This window comes from Hyphomicrobium sp. GJ21, from assembly GCF_001006785.1.
Taxonomy (GTDB): domain Bacteria; phylum Pseudomonadota; class Alphaproteobacteria; order Rhizobiales; family Hyphomicrobiaceae; genus Hyphomicrobium_B.
Map to the genome: position 1 here is coordinate 271,478 of NZ_CDHO01000003.1, position 14,909 is coordinate 286,386.

At 59.9% G+C, this 14,909-nt stretch carries 16 protein-coding genes and 1 tRNA gene; 5 read left to right on the forward strand and 12 right to left on the reverse strand.

Going from position 1 to position 14,909, the window contains the following annotated elements; all coding sequences use genetic code 11:
• Window positions 1–265: 265 nt before the first annotated feature.
• From HYPGJ_RS09625 to guaB, 3 genes are read right to left on the reverse strand one after another with little or no spacing between them, the layout of a single operon-like run.
• The gene (locus tag HYPGJ_RS09625; RefSeq protein ID WP_046847012.1) at window positions 266–1,561 is read right to left on the reverse strand and encodes an RsmB/NOP family class I SAM-dependent RNA methyltransferase; all 1,296 of its coding nucleotides are present in this window, start codon (window positions 1,559–1,561) and stop codon (window positions 266–268) included.
• Between the two features lie 11 nt (window positions 1,562–1,572).
• Window positions 1,573–1,995: an MAPEG family protein gene (locus tag HYPGJ_RS09630; RefSeq protein ID WP_046847013.1), complete on the reverse strand. Its 423-nt coding sequence runs from the start codon at window positions 1,993–1,995 to the stop codon at window positions 1,573–1,575.
• A gap of 36 nt (window positions 1,996–2,031) precedes the next feature.
• The gene (gene guaB / locus HYPGJ_RS09635) at window positions 2,032–3,543 is read right to left on the reverse strand and encodes an IMP dehydrogenase (protein WP_046847014.1); all 1,512 of its coding nucleotides are present in this window, start codon (window positions 3,541–3,543) and stop codon (window positions 2,032–2,034) included.
• Between the two features lie 240 nt (window positions 3,544–3,783).
• Between guaB and HYPGJ_RS09640 the strand changes: the two genes are divergently transcribed.
• A complete protein-coding gene (locus HYPGJ_RS09640) occupies window positions 3,784–4,137 on the forward strand; it encodes a hypothetical protein (RefSeq protein ID WP_244466075.1) in 354 nt (117 codons plus the stop codon).
• Here HYPGJ_RS09640 and HYPGJ_RS09645 read toward each other — a convergent pair.
• Both HYPGJ_RS09645 and HYPGJ_RS09650 read right to left on the reverse strand, forming a co-directional pair.
• A complete protein-coding gene (locus HYPGJ_RS09645) occupies window positions 4,125–4,853 on the reverse strand; it encodes an RlmE family RNA methyltransferase (protein ID WP_046847016.1) in 729 nt (242 codons plus the stop codon). The genes HYPGJ_RS09640 and HYPGJ_RS09645 overlap by 13 nt on opposite strands.
• Window positions 4,850–6,121 carry a Ppx/GppA phosphatase family protein gene (locus HYPGJ_RS09650; RefSeq protein WP_052750852.1) on the reverse strand — a complete coding sequence of 424 codons (1,272 nt, stop codon included), beginning with the start codon at window positions 6,119–6,121 and terminating at the stop codon, window positions 4,850–4,852. Before HYPGJ_RS09650 ends, HYPGJ_RS09645 begins: the two co-directional genes overlap by 4 nt.
• Window positions 6,122–6,395: 274 nt before the next feature.
• Between HYPGJ_RS09650 and HYPGJ_RS09655 the strand changes: the two genes are divergently transcribed.
• Window positions 6,396–6,469 (forward strand) — tRNA-Gln (locus HYPGJ_RS09655).
• Window positions 6,470–6,614: 145 nt separating this feature from the next.
• Here HYPGJ_RS09655 and HYPGJ_RS09660 read toward each other — a convergent pair.
• The 4 genes from HYPGJ_RS09660 to HYPGJ_RS09675 are packed head-to-tail and all read right to left on the reverse strand — an operon-like array spanning window position 6,615 to window position 9,347.
• Entirely contained in the window at window positions 6,615–7,427 is an 813-nt protein-coding gene (locus tag HYPGJ_RS09660) for an anti-sigma factor (RefSeq protein ID WP_046847017.1), read from the reverse strand.
• Entirely contained in the window at window positions 7,424–7,966 is a 543-nt protein-coding gene (locus HYPGJ_RS09665; RefSeq protein ID WP_046847018.1) for a sigma-70 family RNA polymerase sigma factor, read from the reverse strand. The genes HYPGJ_RS09660 and HYPGJ_RS09665 overlap by 4 nt, the downstream gene beginning before the upstream one ends.
• A 56-nt stretch (window positions 7,967–8,022) precedes the next feature.
• Window positions 8,023–8,391, reverse strand: coding sequence for a cytochrome c family protein (locus HYPGJ_RS09670; protein ID WP_046847019.1), 369 nt, complete (start codon window positions 8,389–8,391; stop codon window positions 8,023–8,025).
• 11 nt (window positions 8,392–8,402) lie between these two features.
• Entirely contained in the window at window positions 8,403–9,347 is a 945-nt protein-coding gene (locus HYPGJ_RS09675; RefSeq protein WP_046847020.1) for a metallophosphoesterase, read from the reverse strand.
• 593 nt (window positions 9,348–9,940) lie between these two features.
• Here HYPGJ_RS09675 and HYPGJ_RS09685 point away from each other — a divergent pair.
• Window positions 9,941–10,642 carry a haloacid dehalogenase type II gene (locus tag HYPGJ_RS09685; protein WP_046848279.1) on the forward strand — a complete coding sequence of 234 codons (702 nt, stop codon included), beginning with the start codon at window positions 9,941–9,943 and terminating at the stop codon, window positions 10,640–10,642.
• A gap of 113 nt (window positions 10,643–10,755) precedes the next feature.
• Here HYPGJ_RS09685 and HYPGJ_RS09690 read toward each other — a convergent pair whose 3' ends face one another.
• The 3 genes from HYPGJ_RS09690 to HYPGJ_RS09700 form a co-directional block, all read right to left on the reverse strand.
• A complete protein-coding gene (locus HYPGJ_RS09690) occupies window positions 10,756–11,739 on the reverse strand; it encodes an inorganic phosphate transporter (RefSeq protein ID WP_046847022.1) in 984 nt (327 codons plus the stop codon).
• On the reverse strand, window positions 11,736–12,380 hold the full coding sequence (locus HYPGJ_RS09695; RefSeq protein ID WP_046847023.1) for a DUF47 family protein: 645 nt from the start codon (window positions 12,378–12,380) through the stop codon (window positions 11,736–11,738). Before HYPGJ_RS09695 ends, HYPGJ_RS09690 begins: the two co-directional genes overlap by 4 nt.
• A 435-nt stretch (window positions 12,381–12,815) precedes the next feature.
• A complete protein-coding gene (locus HYPGJ_RS09700) occupies window positions 12,816–13,412 on the reverse strand; it encodes a TetR/AcrR family transcriptional regulator (protein ID WP_046847024.1) in 597 nt (198 codons plus the stop codon).
• Between HYPGJ_RS09700 and HYPGJ_RS19385 the strand changes: the two genes are divergently transcribed.
• Together HYPGJ_RS19385 and HYPGJ_RS09705 are read left to right on the forward strand one after the other, a co-directional pair.
• Window positions 13,411–13,671, forward strand: coding sequence for a hypothetical protein (locus HYPGJ_RS19385; protein WP_210166503.1), 261 nt, complete (start codon window positions 13,411–13,413; stop codon window positions 13,669–13,671). The genes HYPGJ_RS09700 and HYPGJ_RS19385 overlap by 2 nt on opposite strands.
• A 26-nt stretch (window positions 13,672–13,697) precedes the next feature.
• The gene (locus tag HYPGJ_RS09705) at window positions 13,698–14,906 is read left to right on the forward strand and encodes an efflux RND transporter periplasmic adaptor subunit (RefSeq protein WP_244466076.1); all 1,209 of its coding nucleotides are present in this window, start codon (window positions 13,698–13,700) and stop codon (window positions 14,904–14,906) included.
• Window positions 14,907–14,909: the final 3 nt, after the last annotated feature.

Consider the following 14,909-nt stretch of genomic DNA (forward strand, 5'->3'; position numbering starts at 1 on the left):
ATTGGTGCTCGAAATAAAGCATGGCCTGTATCCCTCGGTTTGCCGACAGCCTGACGGCAAACGCCGCATCACATAGTTTCGCTTCGTGCGATGTCAACGGCGAAACCTAGGCAAACGCGTGCTCAAATACTGCTCACTTTTTGTTTCTGCAAATTCGTTCGGCGAGGAAAGCGCCGGATAATTTGAACATCGGAGCACGCACGATGTTCCCCGTCTCGCGACTGACCTCGCGAGACGCCTCAAATACCATCCACAGAAACTTCGCTTAAGCGGAGCGCACCAGCACGGCGATGAAGAAGCCGTCAGTCCCGTGACGGCCGGGAGAAAGCAGGAGCGTGTCCGAGCGGCCATCCGCCGATTCCGGAACTTCTCCAGCCACGCCCGCTGCGGCCCAGGCGTCCGCGGTCGGCACGATCCGAAAATCGCGATGCGCGTCAAGGAAGGCCGCGACCTGCTCGACATTCTCCTCAGGCAAAATCGAGCAGGTGACATAAACGATCTGCCCGCCCGGTTTCACAAGCGACGCAGCCCGCTCCAGAACCGAACGCTGCTCGGCCTGGCGCGCTGCGAGCGCTTCCGGCTTCAGCCGCCACTTGGCGTCAGGACGCCTGCGCCACGTTCCCGTTCCGGTGCACGGCGCGTCCGCCAAAACGACGTCGAACCTCGGACCGAGCGCCGCCAGCGCCGTCTCGTCACCCGCCCTCAGCACCTGCACGTTGCGCACGTTCGCACGCTTGATGCGATCGAAGATCGGCTTCAGCTGATTGCGATCCGCATCATAGGCGTAGAGCTGCCCGGTGTTCTGCATCAGCGCAGCAAGCGCGAGCGTTTTGCCGCCCGCCCCGGCGCAGAGGTCGAGCACCTGCTTTCGTGGCCCCGCTCCCGACAAGAGCGCCGCGATCTGCGAGCCCTCGTCCTGGATCTCGAACCATCCCGCCTGGAAAGCCGCCTCGGCCTGCAGGTTGGGCGTCCGCTGCGCTCCAGACGGAGGCGGCACGCGAATGCCAATGGGCGAGATCGGGCACGGCGCCGCGCCGAACGGCAGCAGCGCTTTCAGAACCTTTTCCTGCGTCGACTTCAGGGTGTTGACGCGCAGGTCCGCTGGCGCACGCCGCGCCATCGCCTCGCCTTCCGCGACAGCGTTGCCGCCGAATTGCGCCGAGAACGACGGCCAAAGCCATTCCGGGATGTCGGCGCGCGCAGCGTCCGGAGCCTGCGCCATGTCGCGCGTCAGACCCGCTCGCTCGGCGTCCGACAAAGGCGGCGGCGAATGTTCCGCGCCATCGCAGGCCGCAATGACGGCCTCGGCCGAAATCCCGAGCGCCTGCGGCGCGGCTCCGATCGCAAGCGCGCGAGGACCATCGTCACCCAGCGCCCACGCCAGCGAAGCGCGGCGGCGAAGAGCGTCGTAAACGAGCCCTCCGATGGCGTTGCGGTCTCCCGAACCGGCAAAGCGATGCGCCTTGCCCCAGTCGGTCAATGCCATGGCGACGGGCTGGTAACGATTGAGGATCGCCTCCAGAACCTCGATCGCCGCAGCGATGCGGGCTCCAGGTCTCATGTGATTTCCTTTTAGGCGCCGGTCAGGATTTTGACGGCGAAGATTATCCACATCGCCAGCAAGACGACCAGGCCGCCGCCGTAGATGCGGCCGCGCAGAAATACGTTATTGCCGGTCGTGTGAACGTAAGCATGGAGAAGGCGCAGGATGACGAAGATCCACGCCAGAACCAGCAGCAGAAAGTCGCCAACTCTGGTAATGAGAACGAACGCGATCAGCGCGTAGAACAGCACCGGCAGTTCGAACTGGTTCTTGAACGCGTTGCCATACTGCGTGACTTTCTTCGGCCAACCCTGTTCGCCGAGCGCGATGTCCTCAGGCTTCACTTCGCCGCTTCGGAAACTCGAAACCCGCCCGATCGCCGTTCTGATCAGCAACGCAAACGTCAGCGCGACCTGAACGAACACCGGCAGCAGAAAATCCGTGACCGTCATCGATGCCTCCGCCGGAGATTGCCGGGAACGATACCCTTAGACGCCCGAGCCCGGATAGTTCGGACTTTCGCGCGTGATGAGCACGCCATGCGCGTGACTCTCGCGAATGCCCGCAGGCGAGATGCGCACGAATTTCGCACGCTTCTGGAATTCGGGGATCGTCTTCGCGCCGAGGTAGCCCATGCCCGCGCGCAATCCGCCGACGAGCTGATGCACGACCGAATCCATCGGCCCCTTGTAGGGAACCTGTCCCTCGATACCCTCGGGCACGAGCTTCAGCGTATCGCGGACTTCCGCCTGGAAGTAGCGATCGGCCGAGCCGCGCGCCATTGCGCCGACCGACCCCATGCCGCGGTACGACTTGTAGCTCCGTCCCTGATAGAGATAGGTCTCGCCCGGCGCCTCATCGGTACCCGCCAGCAGGGAGCCGATCATCGCGCACGACGCGCCTGCCGCGATCGCCTTCGCGATGTCTCCGGAAAAGCGGATGCCGCCGTCAGCGATGACGGGAACGCCCGCGCGCGAAGCTTCCTTCGAGCATTCCATCACGGCCGTGAGCTGCGGAACGCCGACACCGGCGACGATCCGCGTCGTGCAGATCGAGCCCGGCCCGATGCCGACTTTGACGGCATCCGCACCGGCATCGATCAATGCCTTGGTCGCGTCGGCCGTCGCGACGTTGCCGGCGATGACCTGTGCACTGTTCGACTGCTTTTTGATGCGCGTGACGGCGTCGATGACTTTCGCCGAGTGCCCATGAGCCGTATCGACGACGATCACATCGCAACCGGCATCGATCAGCCGTTCGGTGCGCTCGTAGCCGTCCTCTCCGACCGTCGTCGCAGCCGCGACACGAAGCCGGCCATGCGCATCCTTCGATGCGTGCGGATACTTCGCCGCCTTCTCGATATCCTTGACCGTGATGAGACCGATGCAGTTGTTGTGCTCGTCGACGACGATCAGCTTCTCGATCCGGTTCTGATGCAGCAGGCGCTTGGCCTCGTCCTGCGAGACGTTACGCTTGACCGTCACAAGATTTGTTTTCGTCATCAGCTCGGAAACCGGCTGATCGACGCGAACCGCGAAACGCACGTCGCGGTTCGTCAGAATGCCGACGAGCCTGCCCTTACCGGCGCTGCCGTCCGGACCTTCGCTCGAACTCTCGACGACCGGCACGCCGGTGACGCCATTGTCGGCCATCAGCTTCAGCGCTTCGCCCAGTGTCTTCCTCGGCGAGATGGTAACCGGATTGAGAACGATGCCGCTCTCATAGCGTTTGACCAGCGCGACGTGCCGTGCCTGATCCTCGATCGTCAGATTGCGATGCAGAACACCGATGCCGCCGGCCTGCGCCATGGCGATCGCGAGGCGCGCTTCGGTGACGGTGTCCATTGCCGAGGACAGCAGTGGAATGCTGAGCCGCACGGATTTCGTGAGCTGGGTCGAGACATCCGTCTGTCCGGGCATGACGTCGGATGGACCGGGAACGAGCAGAACGTCGTCAAAGGTAAGCGCGATCCCCGAATCGAGCGAAAGGCTCGAAGTCATGCGGACTTCTCCAATTTTTGGGGGGCGACACGTCCAGGCCCCCTGGGGCGGAACATTGTCGCGCGGTCTATAGCACCAAGGTTTCAAGCTTGGAAGCGTCTATACCGCGTCAAATAGTAATGCGGCCAATGGATTGGGGCCATCGTCACACGGCTGTCGTCGGAATTTGCGAGTTTTCTCGCACGGGGTGAAAGCCCCCATGAGATTCTTCTTGGATTAGATATGGTTGGCGCGAGAGCTATGATCGGCCTGACCCTGGCTGGAGCCGGGTTCGCCGCTCTCTGCGCCTCTTTTATCGTGATCGACCCATTTCCTGCGACGCAACCGTCGCGCGGAGATCGCCAGCATCCGGTGGCGGCGCTCGCATGGTCCGAGACCAATTGTGAGTCGCGCTTCGCGATCCGGCCCGGAACGCCCAGGCTTCAGACGGAAGACCTGATCGAACTCTCGGCCGACTTCGACGAGATGGCACGAACGCAAGGCCACGACATCGCTTGCACTAAAGCTGTTGCGCTCGCAGCTTCCGTTGCCGTGCCCGCGACAATGACGATGAACGATCAGGTCGCCCTGGCGCGGCCGTCTCAGTCGCCCTGAGAACCGCGGAACCCCGTCGCCAGAACATAAAGCTCGGAACTCTCCGCGCGGCTCGCGGGCGGCTTCACATGACGGACGACCTTGAAGTCGCGCTTCAACATATCGAGCAGATCGCGCTCGGTTCCGCCTTGGAACACCTTGCATAGGAAAACGCCGCCGGGCTCCAGCACGTCCGCCGCGAACGCTGCCGCCGCTTCGGCGAGTCCCATGATCCGGAGGTGATCCGTCTTCGCGTGCCCAACGGTCGGCGCCGCCATGTCCGACAGCACGACGTCCGCCTTCCCGCCGCGCAGCCGCGACTTCAGCAGATCTTCCGCATTCGGGTCCGTGAAATCCATTTCGATGATATCGACGCCGGGGATCGGCTCGAAGCTAAGATAGTCGATCGCGACCACCTGTCCTTTGCCGCCGACCGACTTGACGCTTTCCGCCGCGACCTGCGACCAGCCGCCAGGCGCGGCCCCAAGATCGATGACGCGCTGTCCGGGCTTCAGGAAATTGTAGCGCGCGTCGATCTCACGAAGCTTGTACGCCGCGCGCGATCGCAAACCTTCGCGCTTCGACGCGGCAACATAAGGATCGTTCAGTTGCCGTTCGAGCCAGCGCGCCGACGACACCGAACGCTTGCGCGCGGTCTTCACCGCCGTATGCAATTGCCGTTGCCCGCCGCTGAGGCTTTGCCGGCCCTTGCCTCCGCCACTCTTGTTGTTCGTCATGGGTTGGGCCTGTTTCCTGATCGTCGCGAGCGGCCACGACGGCGGCGGCCCGTGCGCCAGACGCCATCCTCCATCATGAGACGCATCAAAATGCCTTCGCGCAATCCGCGATCGGCGACCCGAAGGCGCTCGGCCGGCCAAAGCTTCAGAATGGCATCGAGAATGGCGCAGCCGGCAAGCACGAGGTCCGCGCGCTCCCGCCCGATGCAGGGTTCGAGAATACGATCCTCGTAGCTCAGATTGAGCAGCCGCGACGTGACATCGTTGATCTGCGCAGTGTTGAGCCAGATACCGTCGACGCGCTTGCGATCGTAGCGTTCGAGATCGAGCAGCACGCCCGCAATCGTCGTCACCGTGCCGGACGTGCCGAGGAAATGCACCTTCCGCCCCGCGACGCGCTCGCAAAAGCGATGCATCGCCTCGAACGGCGCGAGCAGTTCCATCACCGCATTGGACATCGCGGCGAAGCTGTCGGGCGTCACGGTCCGCCCGTCGAACCGTTCCGCAAGCGTCACCACGCCGACGGGAAGCGACTCCCAAGCCACGATGGCATCGTCGATATCGTAACGCCCGGTCAGCACGTCCCGGCGCGAACCGAACCGCGTCATGTCGAGCCAGATGATTTCCGACGAACCGCCGCCGATGTCGAACACTAGTACGAACTCGGCCTCGGGATCGATTAGCGTTGCGCATCCCGCCACCGCGAGCCGCGCTTCCATCTCCGAGGTCAGAACCTCGATCTCAAGGCCGAAATTGTCCCGCACGTTTGCGACGAACGACTGCCCGTTTTCCGCAACGCGACAGGCTTGCGTCGCAACCATGCGTGCGCGTCCCACACGGTGCCGCTGTAGCTTCCCCGCGCACACTTTCAACGCTTCCATCGTCCGGCTCATCGCCTGATCGGAGAGCCGCCCGGACAGGCTGACGCCTTCCCCGAGCCGAATGATTCGCGAGAACGCATCGACGACGCGGAACCCTCTGCGCGACGGGCGCGCGAGCAGCAAGCGGCAGTTGTTGGTCCCGAGATCGAGCGCGCCGTAGATCGGATCGGCAAGATCGTCGGCCCTCCCCCCAGCGCGCGCGTTAGAATCGCGGCGTGCGGTGGCGTCGGAAACTGAGGCTTGCTGCGCGGAATTTCGCTGATTTGCGGAGGCAGGCGTCGAGTTTCCGCTCCCGCCATGGGTTCCGCCAAGTCCAGCGGACTCGTCCGCTTTCGACAGACGCTCGGCACCAGGTGGCGCGCCAGGGCCTGGGTGATCTGGTTTCAAATTGTCTCTCCAGGACCTGGCATCACGACGGCTGACAATGCTGCCGCCGCGCTCTTCAGGCCAATCATCTGGACCTCTGTTGGCAGGAGTGTAGCAGGTCACGACCGTGCGTAAAGCGCGGAGCGGCGATGCACCGGACGAACGGCGATTTTGCCGGGCGCGGAGCAGACGACCGGCAAAAGATCGCGGATCGCGTACCCGCGCTTGCAGATGCCCGGACCTGCTGCTATGACCCCCGCTCCGGCGACGCCTCGCGTTCGCTAGGTCCCGGCTTTGGGGGATCGTCTAATGGTAGGACTGCAGACTCTGACTCTGCCTGTCTAGGTTCGAATCCTAGTCCCCCAGCCAAAAAAAATACTTCATTTCAATAGCTTACGAAGTTTAGTCAGCACCTTCGTCCGTCTAAGCTGAGAATCTTACGACCGATCCCGACCTTCTTCTCCCATATGATGGTTAGAGCCCGTCGATTCCGAACCACAGCAGACATCAACGGTCAATGATCGGCGGCGGCATTGCGCCAGCTCGCAACGAATTCGCCGAGTTCGTTCTCGGCGATATCGGAAACGGCGAAGTAATCGAAATCCCGTCCGCGCCAGCGGATCACGGAATATCCGTCGCGCGTTTCTACGAGCAACGATCCGTTCAACGCGCTCGTTCGGCCAGAGGGCACCGCGACCACACTGATGACATGGGCATGGCGCTGGTAAACTAGAACCGGAACGGCCTTCCCGTTTAAAATTTCCACTCGGCCGCCGGCAAGGGGAAATCCCGAAGCGGCTAGATCGACAACCTGCGGAGACAGCGCGAGCTTGCTGTCAAACCAAGGCTTCACCGTATGGCGGTCGCTTGATGCGACGTCATAGGGAGTTGCCGCCAGGAGCGCGCGTCGATGATCGGCGACAATAGCCGCGACATCGTTCGATACCGGATCCTGGCGCAAAATGCTGTACGTCCCTGTTCCCGCAACGAACGCCGCCAGCGCCGCCGCTACGGCGAGTTGACGCCAGCTTCCACGATATTTGAACGATATAGGAGAGGGCCGAAGCGGTACGACTTCTGCTCCAGATACTTCTGCAATCTGCACGATGCGCCGCCTCAAGTCATCCGAAGCTCGCGGTCGCGCGGCATCCGATTTCAACAGGATATGCAATTGCCTCAAGCGGTCGTATTCGGCTTTAAGCGCCGCATCGCTTTCCAAACGATGCTCAACGTCCAGCGCCGATGCTGCATCGAGTTCGCTATCGATGTAGGCATTCAGCAGAAGAAGCGACTCTTCCCGAGAAGACCATGATGTCGGTTTGATCATGCGACACCTGCCTTTCCGGCGCCCGTCTTCCCGATGTTCTGAATGAGCAGGCTGCGGGCACGCGCAAGCCGCGACATGACCGTTCCGATGGGGATCGCAAGAGCCTTAGCGATCTCCTGATAGCTGAGCTCTTCGATTTCTCTGAGCACCAAAGCTTCGCGATAGGCCATGGGGAGTGCCGCGATGGCATTATGAAGCTGCTCTGAATCTGCTTTCTCGATGAGCATCGTTTCCGGCGAGACTTGCGATCCGATCGCTTCCAGACTCGCTCGCTCAAAGGTGGCATCGTCGTCGGTTGTCACCATGACCTTCGACCTGTTCTTGGCAATCCATGTAAAGGCAGTGTTGCGGACGATGGCGAGGAGCCACGCGCGGGGATTGGCGTAACCGACGGATGAGATCGCGCGGAACGCCCTTAGACAAGCCTCCTGCACGACGTCCTCGGCATCGGCGCGATTACCCGTAAGCCAACGCGCCAAGGCCAAGGCGTCGTCGACATGGGGCAACACCACTTCTGAAAATCGTTGCTTGTCGTCCATGCCGCCTCACGCGGGCATTACCTGAACAGAATAAAAATAGCAGATTGAACTTCGGCCTAGTGCGCCTGTTCCTTTAAATATTCGATGACGTCCGCTCGATCTTTCGCTGCATCAAGATGAAAAAACATTTTCGATCCGGGAACGAGCTTTTGCGGATCCGTCAGCCACTTGTCGAGCGTCTCCTCGGTCCAGGTCAAGCCGGAATTCTTCAAAGCGGGAGAATAGCTGTAGTCGGTGAGCGCGCCGGCTTTTCTGCCAACGACGCCGCGATGCCTCGGACCAAGATCGTTCGTGTCCAACGAATGACAATCCTGGCAGCTCTGATAAACCTCCTCGCCGTGCGATGCATCCGCCGCCGCGAGCGCTTGTCCGGACACGAGTAAGCTCAGCGCCGCAACAGCCGCGCAACGTATTATCTGTCTCATATCTGAATGTCCTAGTCGGCCAACGATGTGTCGGTGATCGCCAAAGGCGAACTATTTCGCTTGAATGCCACGCTGGTAACGCCGAGCACGCTGCGAAGTTTGTCAGCCGGCACCCGGAGTGGCCCGGGGGAAGGCGCTGTACCGGGCGCCGGCTGTGGGAAGGCCGTGGAACGTGCGGTATGAAACGTCACGTTTCCTTCGACCTTCTGCATAAGCTGATGAATATGCCCGTTGAGGACGGTCACCGATCCAAAACGCTTGAGATATGTGAGCGCGACGGCTGCATCGTCCGTGCCCCATCCCCAAGCCGGATACACCGACCATAGCGGGATATGCGCGAACACGACGATTGGCGTCGAAGACTTCAGCGGCCGCAGATCATCTTCAAGCCATTCGAGCTGTTCGCGCCCGAGAAATCCAAGGCCGAACTGCTTCAGGTTCACCACATTGTTGAGACCGATGAAGTGAACACCGTTGGCGTCGAAGCTATACCAGCCGCCGCCTTTCGCGTTCTTGCCATAGCGTTCGAGATAAGCTTTTTCCGTCGCCTCGTCGGTGATGTCATGCTCACCGGGGATGTAGTGCACGTTGAGACCGGCGCTGCCGATGATCTGGCTGGCATCATCGAATTCAGATGGTTTTGCGCTGTGCGTAATATCGCCAGTGTGCAACAGGAATTGCGGTTTTTCCGGGAGCGCGCCGATCCGTGCAACCGCCTCCTTCAGCGTGTCGATCGCATGCGGATTGGCCGGCTTATCGAAGCCAACGTGACTGTCGGAAATTTGCATGAAGGTGAAGCCGCTCGCTGCCGCCGCAGCTGCCTCGGCATCGTCCAACAGAGACAGGGATTTCGGAACACCGCCGGCCACCGTCCAAAGAACGCCAGTTCCCGCCCAAAGCATGCATTCCAATGCATGCCGCCGGTTTATCTTGGGACCATCCGCACTATCGTCCATCGAGAAATCCCTTCTGTGAGCCGTGTTGTCGGCGTTTGAAGAGCAAGACTCGGGGAGACGGCGCTTTATTCCGACGCCATCAAAAAATTGCACCACGCGCTCGAAAACCAGTGGCGGTGACGGGAATAATCCATCGCTCCGACGAGTCCAGCTCGGCATCGTTCACGGCAAATCCCAGGAGGACTTATGTCTCGGTGTCTCAAACTCTGCACGGCCTGTGTCGGCATGGCGTGCGCCGCTTCTCAGGCGCGGGGCGCAATCCGATGCGACGGCAATTTCCAGATGGTCAATGGTGCCAGCGTCTCGACGCCCTACTGTCAGGACGAGGCCTTGGCTGCCCATCAACGCAAGCAGGGATCGAAAGTAACTGGATCGGAAATTCGCAGCCGCCCCGACCTCAAACGCGAAGCTTGCACACTCGCCTTGCCGGAAAGCGAGACGGCTTGCGCTGGCTATACCAGTGACTAGTAAATGCACTATCGCTTGGATTATTGAGAGAAACCTTCATATTGAAGGCTTCTCTTTTTCGAGGATTGAACCGCGTGGCTGTCAGTCGGCGAAGAATGCTGCAAGGATCTGCCGCGGGCGGGTTCATGGCGATTGCAGCGTCAAAGACGTTGGCGATTGCAGAGCCGCGAACCCGGGCCGTTCTTTTCGATGCATTCGCAATCTTCGATCCGGGTCCTGTTTCTCTTGCTGCGAAAAACGCAATTGGCGATCGCAGCGAAGAGTTCATGAGAATATGGCGCACAAAACAATTCGAGTACACGTGGCTTAGAAATTCAGGCGGTGTGTACAAGAATTTCTGGGACGTGACGAAGGATGCATTGGGCTTCGCCGAACGGCATTTGGGACTGCGCCTGCAGCCGGATACCCGACAGTCTCTTCTTGATTCTTACTTCAAATTGCAACCTTGGCCGGACGTGCCTGCAGGCATCGAAATTTTGCGATCCAAAGGTCTGAAACTCGGAATCCTTTCGAACTTCACCGACGCCATGCTTGATTCCAATCTCGCAAATGCAGCCGGCCTCAAGCTTGACGTTTGTCTTTCGACGGATCGCGTCCGTCGATTTAAACCCGATCCACAAGCCTATGCGATGGGACCGGCCGCGCTCAATCTATCGCAAGATGAGATCGTCTATGTCGCCTTCGCAGGCTGGGATGCAGCTGGAGCGGCGTGGTCTGGCTATCGAACCTTCTGGCTTAATCGTTTGCGGGCCGTTGAAGAACACCTCGACACCAGCATTGCGGCCGCGGCGGCTCAATTTGACGATCTGATAAAATTCCTGTCGTAGGGAACGTGCCGTTCCTGTGTTTGATTGCCCCGGCGCATTTGTAACTTGTATGACAGAATTCCTGCCCGGCGGCTTTGGATTGCCCGGCAACAGCATTTTCGGATTGTTTTCGACTAGGACACGAGGCGGGCAGCCGCGTACGCCGCTACGAAGCATACGGGAAAGGTAATTATCCAGGCGAGCACGATCCGGAGAAGAACAGCCCACCGAACATCGGAAGTCCGGCGGCTCGCAGCAGCTCCTGCAATGGCACTCGTGATCGTGTGGGTCGTCGACAGCGGAACTCCAAACCCCGACGCGCCAAAGATCGTCATACCGGCGGCGGCCTGGGCTGCAAAACCTTGCCAACTTTGCAGCCGCGTCATGCGCCACCCAATGGTGCGGATGATCCGCCAGCCACCCGCCGATGTTCCCGCCGCCATCGTCAAGGCGCACACGACGATCACCCACCACGGTATCGTGAACGTGGCGGCCGCACCGCCTATGAGCAATGTCGTCGCAAACACGCCCATGAACTTTTGTCCGTCGTTCAATCCGTGATTGAAGGCAAGAAAGCAGGCGGCAGCAACAGAAAGCCTATCGAAAGTCCTTTTAGCCGGGCCGGGCTTGGCGCCGCCGGCGATGCTCACGGTGATGGCTCCAATGGCATAAGCGACAAGCCCGCCAAGCACGATCGACATCACCATGCCGATAATGACCTTTTCCCACCCCGACCATTGCAGCGCCGACCAACCCCCGCCCGCGTACGCCGCACCGGCAAGGCCGGCAAGGAGTGCGTGCGACTTGCTCACGGGAAGTCCGGCGCGGGCCGCGAATGTTCCCCACGCGATAATACTCAGCATTGCTGCTGTAATAGAATGAAGCGTCAGCGCATTTGGCTCTACTATGCCCTTGCCGACGGTCGCAGCGACGGCCGTTCCAGACATAGCCCCAGCGGTATTCATGATCACCGCCATGACGATAGCTGCGCGCGGCGACATCACCCCTGTAGCGACGACCGTTGCTATTACGTTTGGCGCATCTGTCCAGCCGTTCACGAACTCGGCGGCAAGGATAGTTGCGAGAGCTACGACGAGCGCAATCGAAATCACGCTCATGTCTCCTTGCGGATCAGGGAGACAATCAACTTACCGCAACGTTTCGCGTCGTCGGTTGTTTGCTCAAGCATCGAATAAAGCTTCTCGAGGGCGATGAACTCGAGCGTGTTTGTTTCCATTGTCGAGAACTCGTCCACGAGATTCCGTTCCGCCCGCGCGATGATTTTATCGGCATTGGCTTCTGCGTCGTTGATGGCCTTTGCGCCTTCGCGAGCGCGGTTTAGTGACATCGGTCCTGCGCTGACCGCACTAACGAGATCGCGCAGGGCCCGGATTGCGCTCTCAGCCGCAACAACGAGCTCCTCCGCTTCGGGTCGCAACACTCTAAGATATCGCTTGTAGATATCAACGTGCGTGGCCGCACCCCGCATGCCATCAATCACATCATCAAGAGCATCTGTCAGGCGCAGTGCATCGGGCGTGTCGAAGCGCATGATGAAGGCATTGTCGAGCAGTTCGTGAATCGCATCGACGATCTTATCGGCGCTCTTTTCAAACGACACGATCCCCGGCAAGTCCTGGCCATTGGTTTGGCGGAAATGGGCGGCGCATGCGACTCCAACGTCCGCCAAATCAAGAAGGTGCTTTCCAAAAGCCTTGTTGGGACTATCGCCCAACAGCCGAGCAATTGCATTGGCCACCGATAACTCCCCCAAAACGATTCCGCCCAGACTAATCTGGCATGGTGCCACACGCCAACCTACGACAAAATATTTCCCTGGGATTGCGCCGCTATTGTCGGAGGTTGGCAAGAAGCCGCCGTCGGCACAAGCGATCTAATACGGATGTCCCCGATTCGCTTGTAATGTCTGGACTGAACAGACTCAATTGGACGATTGCTGCCAACACGCCCGCCGCTCGGTCTCCAAGGCGGTCGTCCCCACAGTCGTCGTGCCGATTTCGGCAGGCAGATGCGGTCTTAATTTACGCCCTTAGCGCAAATGTTTTTGATCCTGCACTCCGGCTGCTCCGCCAAGAGACTTTCCGGTCATGAGGTCGTTTTATCTCTGCTAGCATTTCTTGGTCGGAAGACGCCCCATGATGCCGGAGCATCAAATCAGGGCAGTCCAATGAAATTACCGAGCCTTGCGCTGCGCAGGCGCGCGATGACTTCCGCTACGCGTCATACGATCCAGCTGCTCAACAAACTCATTTTTCTGCCGCGAAGGGACGCTCGTAATACCGACTGTTTTTGAAAACCAGAATCCGTCAGCTGCCATTCTGACGACCAGACAGCCGATCGTATCGTCCGAATTGCCGTGCTGCCTCATTTGCTTCGAAAGCCATTTAACCCAGCGCGTGCGCATTGCGGTTTCGGTAGCGAGCATGATCCCCAGCGTATTCCAGTGCTCTGCATCTGGATTGTTTTGACCGTCAAGACAGGTCAATAAGTATGCCCGCGTGAAGCGGCCCACAGGGTCGGGATCTTTAGCGATGTAGCTCTCTATGCTCTCCGAAAGATCATCGAGAAGCTTATCAACGAGCGCGACGATCAACGCCTGCTTTGTCGGGAAATGATGGAGGAGGCCGCCCTTACTGACGCCGGCGCGTTGCGAAATCGCATCGAGGGTCGCATTCGCGATCCCAACCTCCGCGCATAACCTCGCTGCGACGTCGAGCAACTGGCTGCGAACTTCAACCGGCCGCTTCTTTCTACGGTGAGCAAGGCTCATGGGAGTTTATATCTTCCTTTCCGAGCCGCACGCGTGGTTGAGCGAGTCCACAGCTGCTCTTGAAAAAACCGTCTGGATGGTATCTTTATTGTTTTTGTCGCGTAAATCCACTAGGGATCGGATGAAACTTGCGCTTTTTATGATGTCTTCGCACCCATCGCGACGTCCAGAGGCGATCGAAAGACGTCACGCAGATGACGGCATCTCCATCAAGAGTTCCTTCTTTGCCAGCCTGCTCTTTGTAAGCAAACCCGCTTAGAACCCAGGACTTCAAAGGCCTTCGATATGTTGACCGTTCGCGAAATTCTTGCTCGCCCAGTTCGATGGCGTGCAGCATGTCTCGGTGGGCTCTCACTTGCAGTTCTAGCGGTGGGACCCGCTTATGCTCAAGAAGGAGGCCCGCCGCCGCCGGCGGTATCGGTGCTCAAGCTTGCCGCACATCCCGTTCCAGTCATGAGCGAACTCCCTGGCCGCATTGCAGCGACGCGCGTTGCAGAAGTGCGGGCGCAGGTCACGGGAATTCTGCAAGAACGGGTATTCGAGCAGGGTACGTTCGTGAGAAAGGGCGATGTCCTCTACCGCATCGATCCCGACCTGTTTCGGGTGCGGGTAGCAAGCGCCGAGGCCACGCTGCAGCGAGCGAAAGCCCTTCAGGCCAACGCCAAGCAGCAATATGATCGCCAAAAGGAATTGCGGGCGCGCGACGTTGCGAGCGGTGCCAGCTTCGACACGGCAGCCGCAAATCTCGCGCAGTCTGATGCAGATGTCGCGCTTGCCGAAGCGGCGTTGGAAGAAGCGCGGATCAATCTTGGATATACCGAAGTCCGTGCTCCGATCACCGGCATCATCGGCGGAGCCCTTGTCACCGAAGGCGCGCTGGTGACGACGCTGGACGCCAACCAGAAGCTTGCTCTCATCCAGCAGATCGATCCGGTTTATGCGGATTTCACGCAGTCGTCCGCCGAGTTGCTCGCGCTGAAACGCGCCGTTGCTGATGGCAAGCTCGCGAGCCCGGCGCCGGGCCAAGCTCGCGTCGAACTCGTCTTCGATGACGGCACGATCTATGCGCAGCCGGGAAGACTGCTGTTTTCGAGCGCAAGCGTCGACGCTATGACCGGACAGGTCACCCTGCGCGCTGAATTTCCCAATCCCAAAAGCGACCTGCTGCCGGGCCTCTATGTCCGTATCCGCATCGAGCAGGCCGTTCGCGATGGAGCCATCACTGTTCCACAACGAGCCGTTCTTCGCGCTCAGGATGGCAAAGCTCAGGTTTACGTTGTCGCGAACGACCGGACGGTCGAGGCGCGCGATATAACGCTCGGACAGACGTTCGGCTCTGACTGGGTTGTCGAAACGGGTCTCAAGAGCGGCGAGCAAATTATCGTCGACGGCGTGCAGAAGGCACAGCCGGGCGGGAAAGTTACCGTCGAGATCTGGAAACCGGCCGAGAACGCGCGACCGGCAGACAAAGCGGCAACGCAAGCAATCAGATAGGCG

Bases quoted from the DNA above. Each gene is read 5' to 3' on its own strand.
- HYPGJ_RS09645 (WP_046847016.1), bottom strand. From the start codon at position 4,853: ATGACGAACAACAAGAGTGGCGGAGGCAAGGGCCGGCAAAGCCTCAGC.
- HYPGJ_RS09630 (WP_046847013.1), bottom strand. From the start codon at position 1,995: ATGACGGTCACGGATTTTCTGCTGCCGGTGTTCGTTCAGGTCGCGCTG.
- HYPGJ_RS09685 (WP_046848279.1), top strand. From the start codon at position 9,941: ATGGCGATTGCAGCGTCAAAGACGTTGGCGATTGCAGAGCCGCGAACC.
- HYPGJ_RS09665 (WP_046847018.1), bottom strand. From the start codon at position 7,966: ATGGACGACAAGCAACGATTTTCAGAAGTGGTGTTGCCCCATGTCGAC.
- HYPGJ_RS19385 (WP_210166503.1), top strand. From the start codon at position 13,411: ATGGGAGTTTATATCTTCCTTTCCGAGCCGCACGCGTGGTTGAGCGAG.
- guaB (WP_046847014.1), bottom strand. From the start codon at position 3,543: ATGACTTCGAGCCTTTCGCTCGATTCGGGGATCGCGCTTACCTTTGAC.
- HYPGJ_RS09670 (WP_046847019.1), bottom strand. From the start codon at position 8,391: ATGAGACAGATAATACGTTGCGCGGCTGTTGCGGCGCTGAGCTTACTC.
- HYPGJ_RS09700 (WP_046847024.1), bottom strand. From the start codon at position 13,412: ATGAGCCTTGCTCACCGTAGAAAGAAGCGGCCGGTTGAAGTTCGCAGC.
- HYPGJ_RS09705 (WP_244466076.1), top strand. From the start codon at position 13,698: ATGTTGACCGTTCGCGAAATTCTTGCTCGCCCAGTTCGATGGCGTGCA.
- HYPGJ_RS09640 (WP_244466075.1), top strand. From the start codon at position 3,784: ATGATCGGCCTGACCCTGGCTGGAGCCGGGTTCGCCGCTCTCTGCGCC.
- HYPGJ_RS09660 (WP_046847017.1), bottom strand. From the start codon at position 7,427: ATGATCAAACCGACATCATGGTCTTCTCGGGAAGAGTCGCTTCTTCTG.
- HYPGJ_RS09625 (WP_046847012.1), bottom strand. From the start codon at position 1,561: ATGAGACCTGGAGCCCGCATCGCTGCGGCGATCGAGGTTCTGGAGGCG.
- HYPGJ_RS09675 (WP_046847020.1), bottom strand. From the start codon at position 9,347: ATGGACGATAGTGCGGATGGTCCCAAGATAAACCGGCGGCATGCATTG.
- HYPGJ_RS09690 (WP_046847022.1), bottom strand. From the start codon at position 11,739: ATGAGCGTGATTTCGATTGCGCTCGTCGTAGCTCTCGCAACTATCCTT.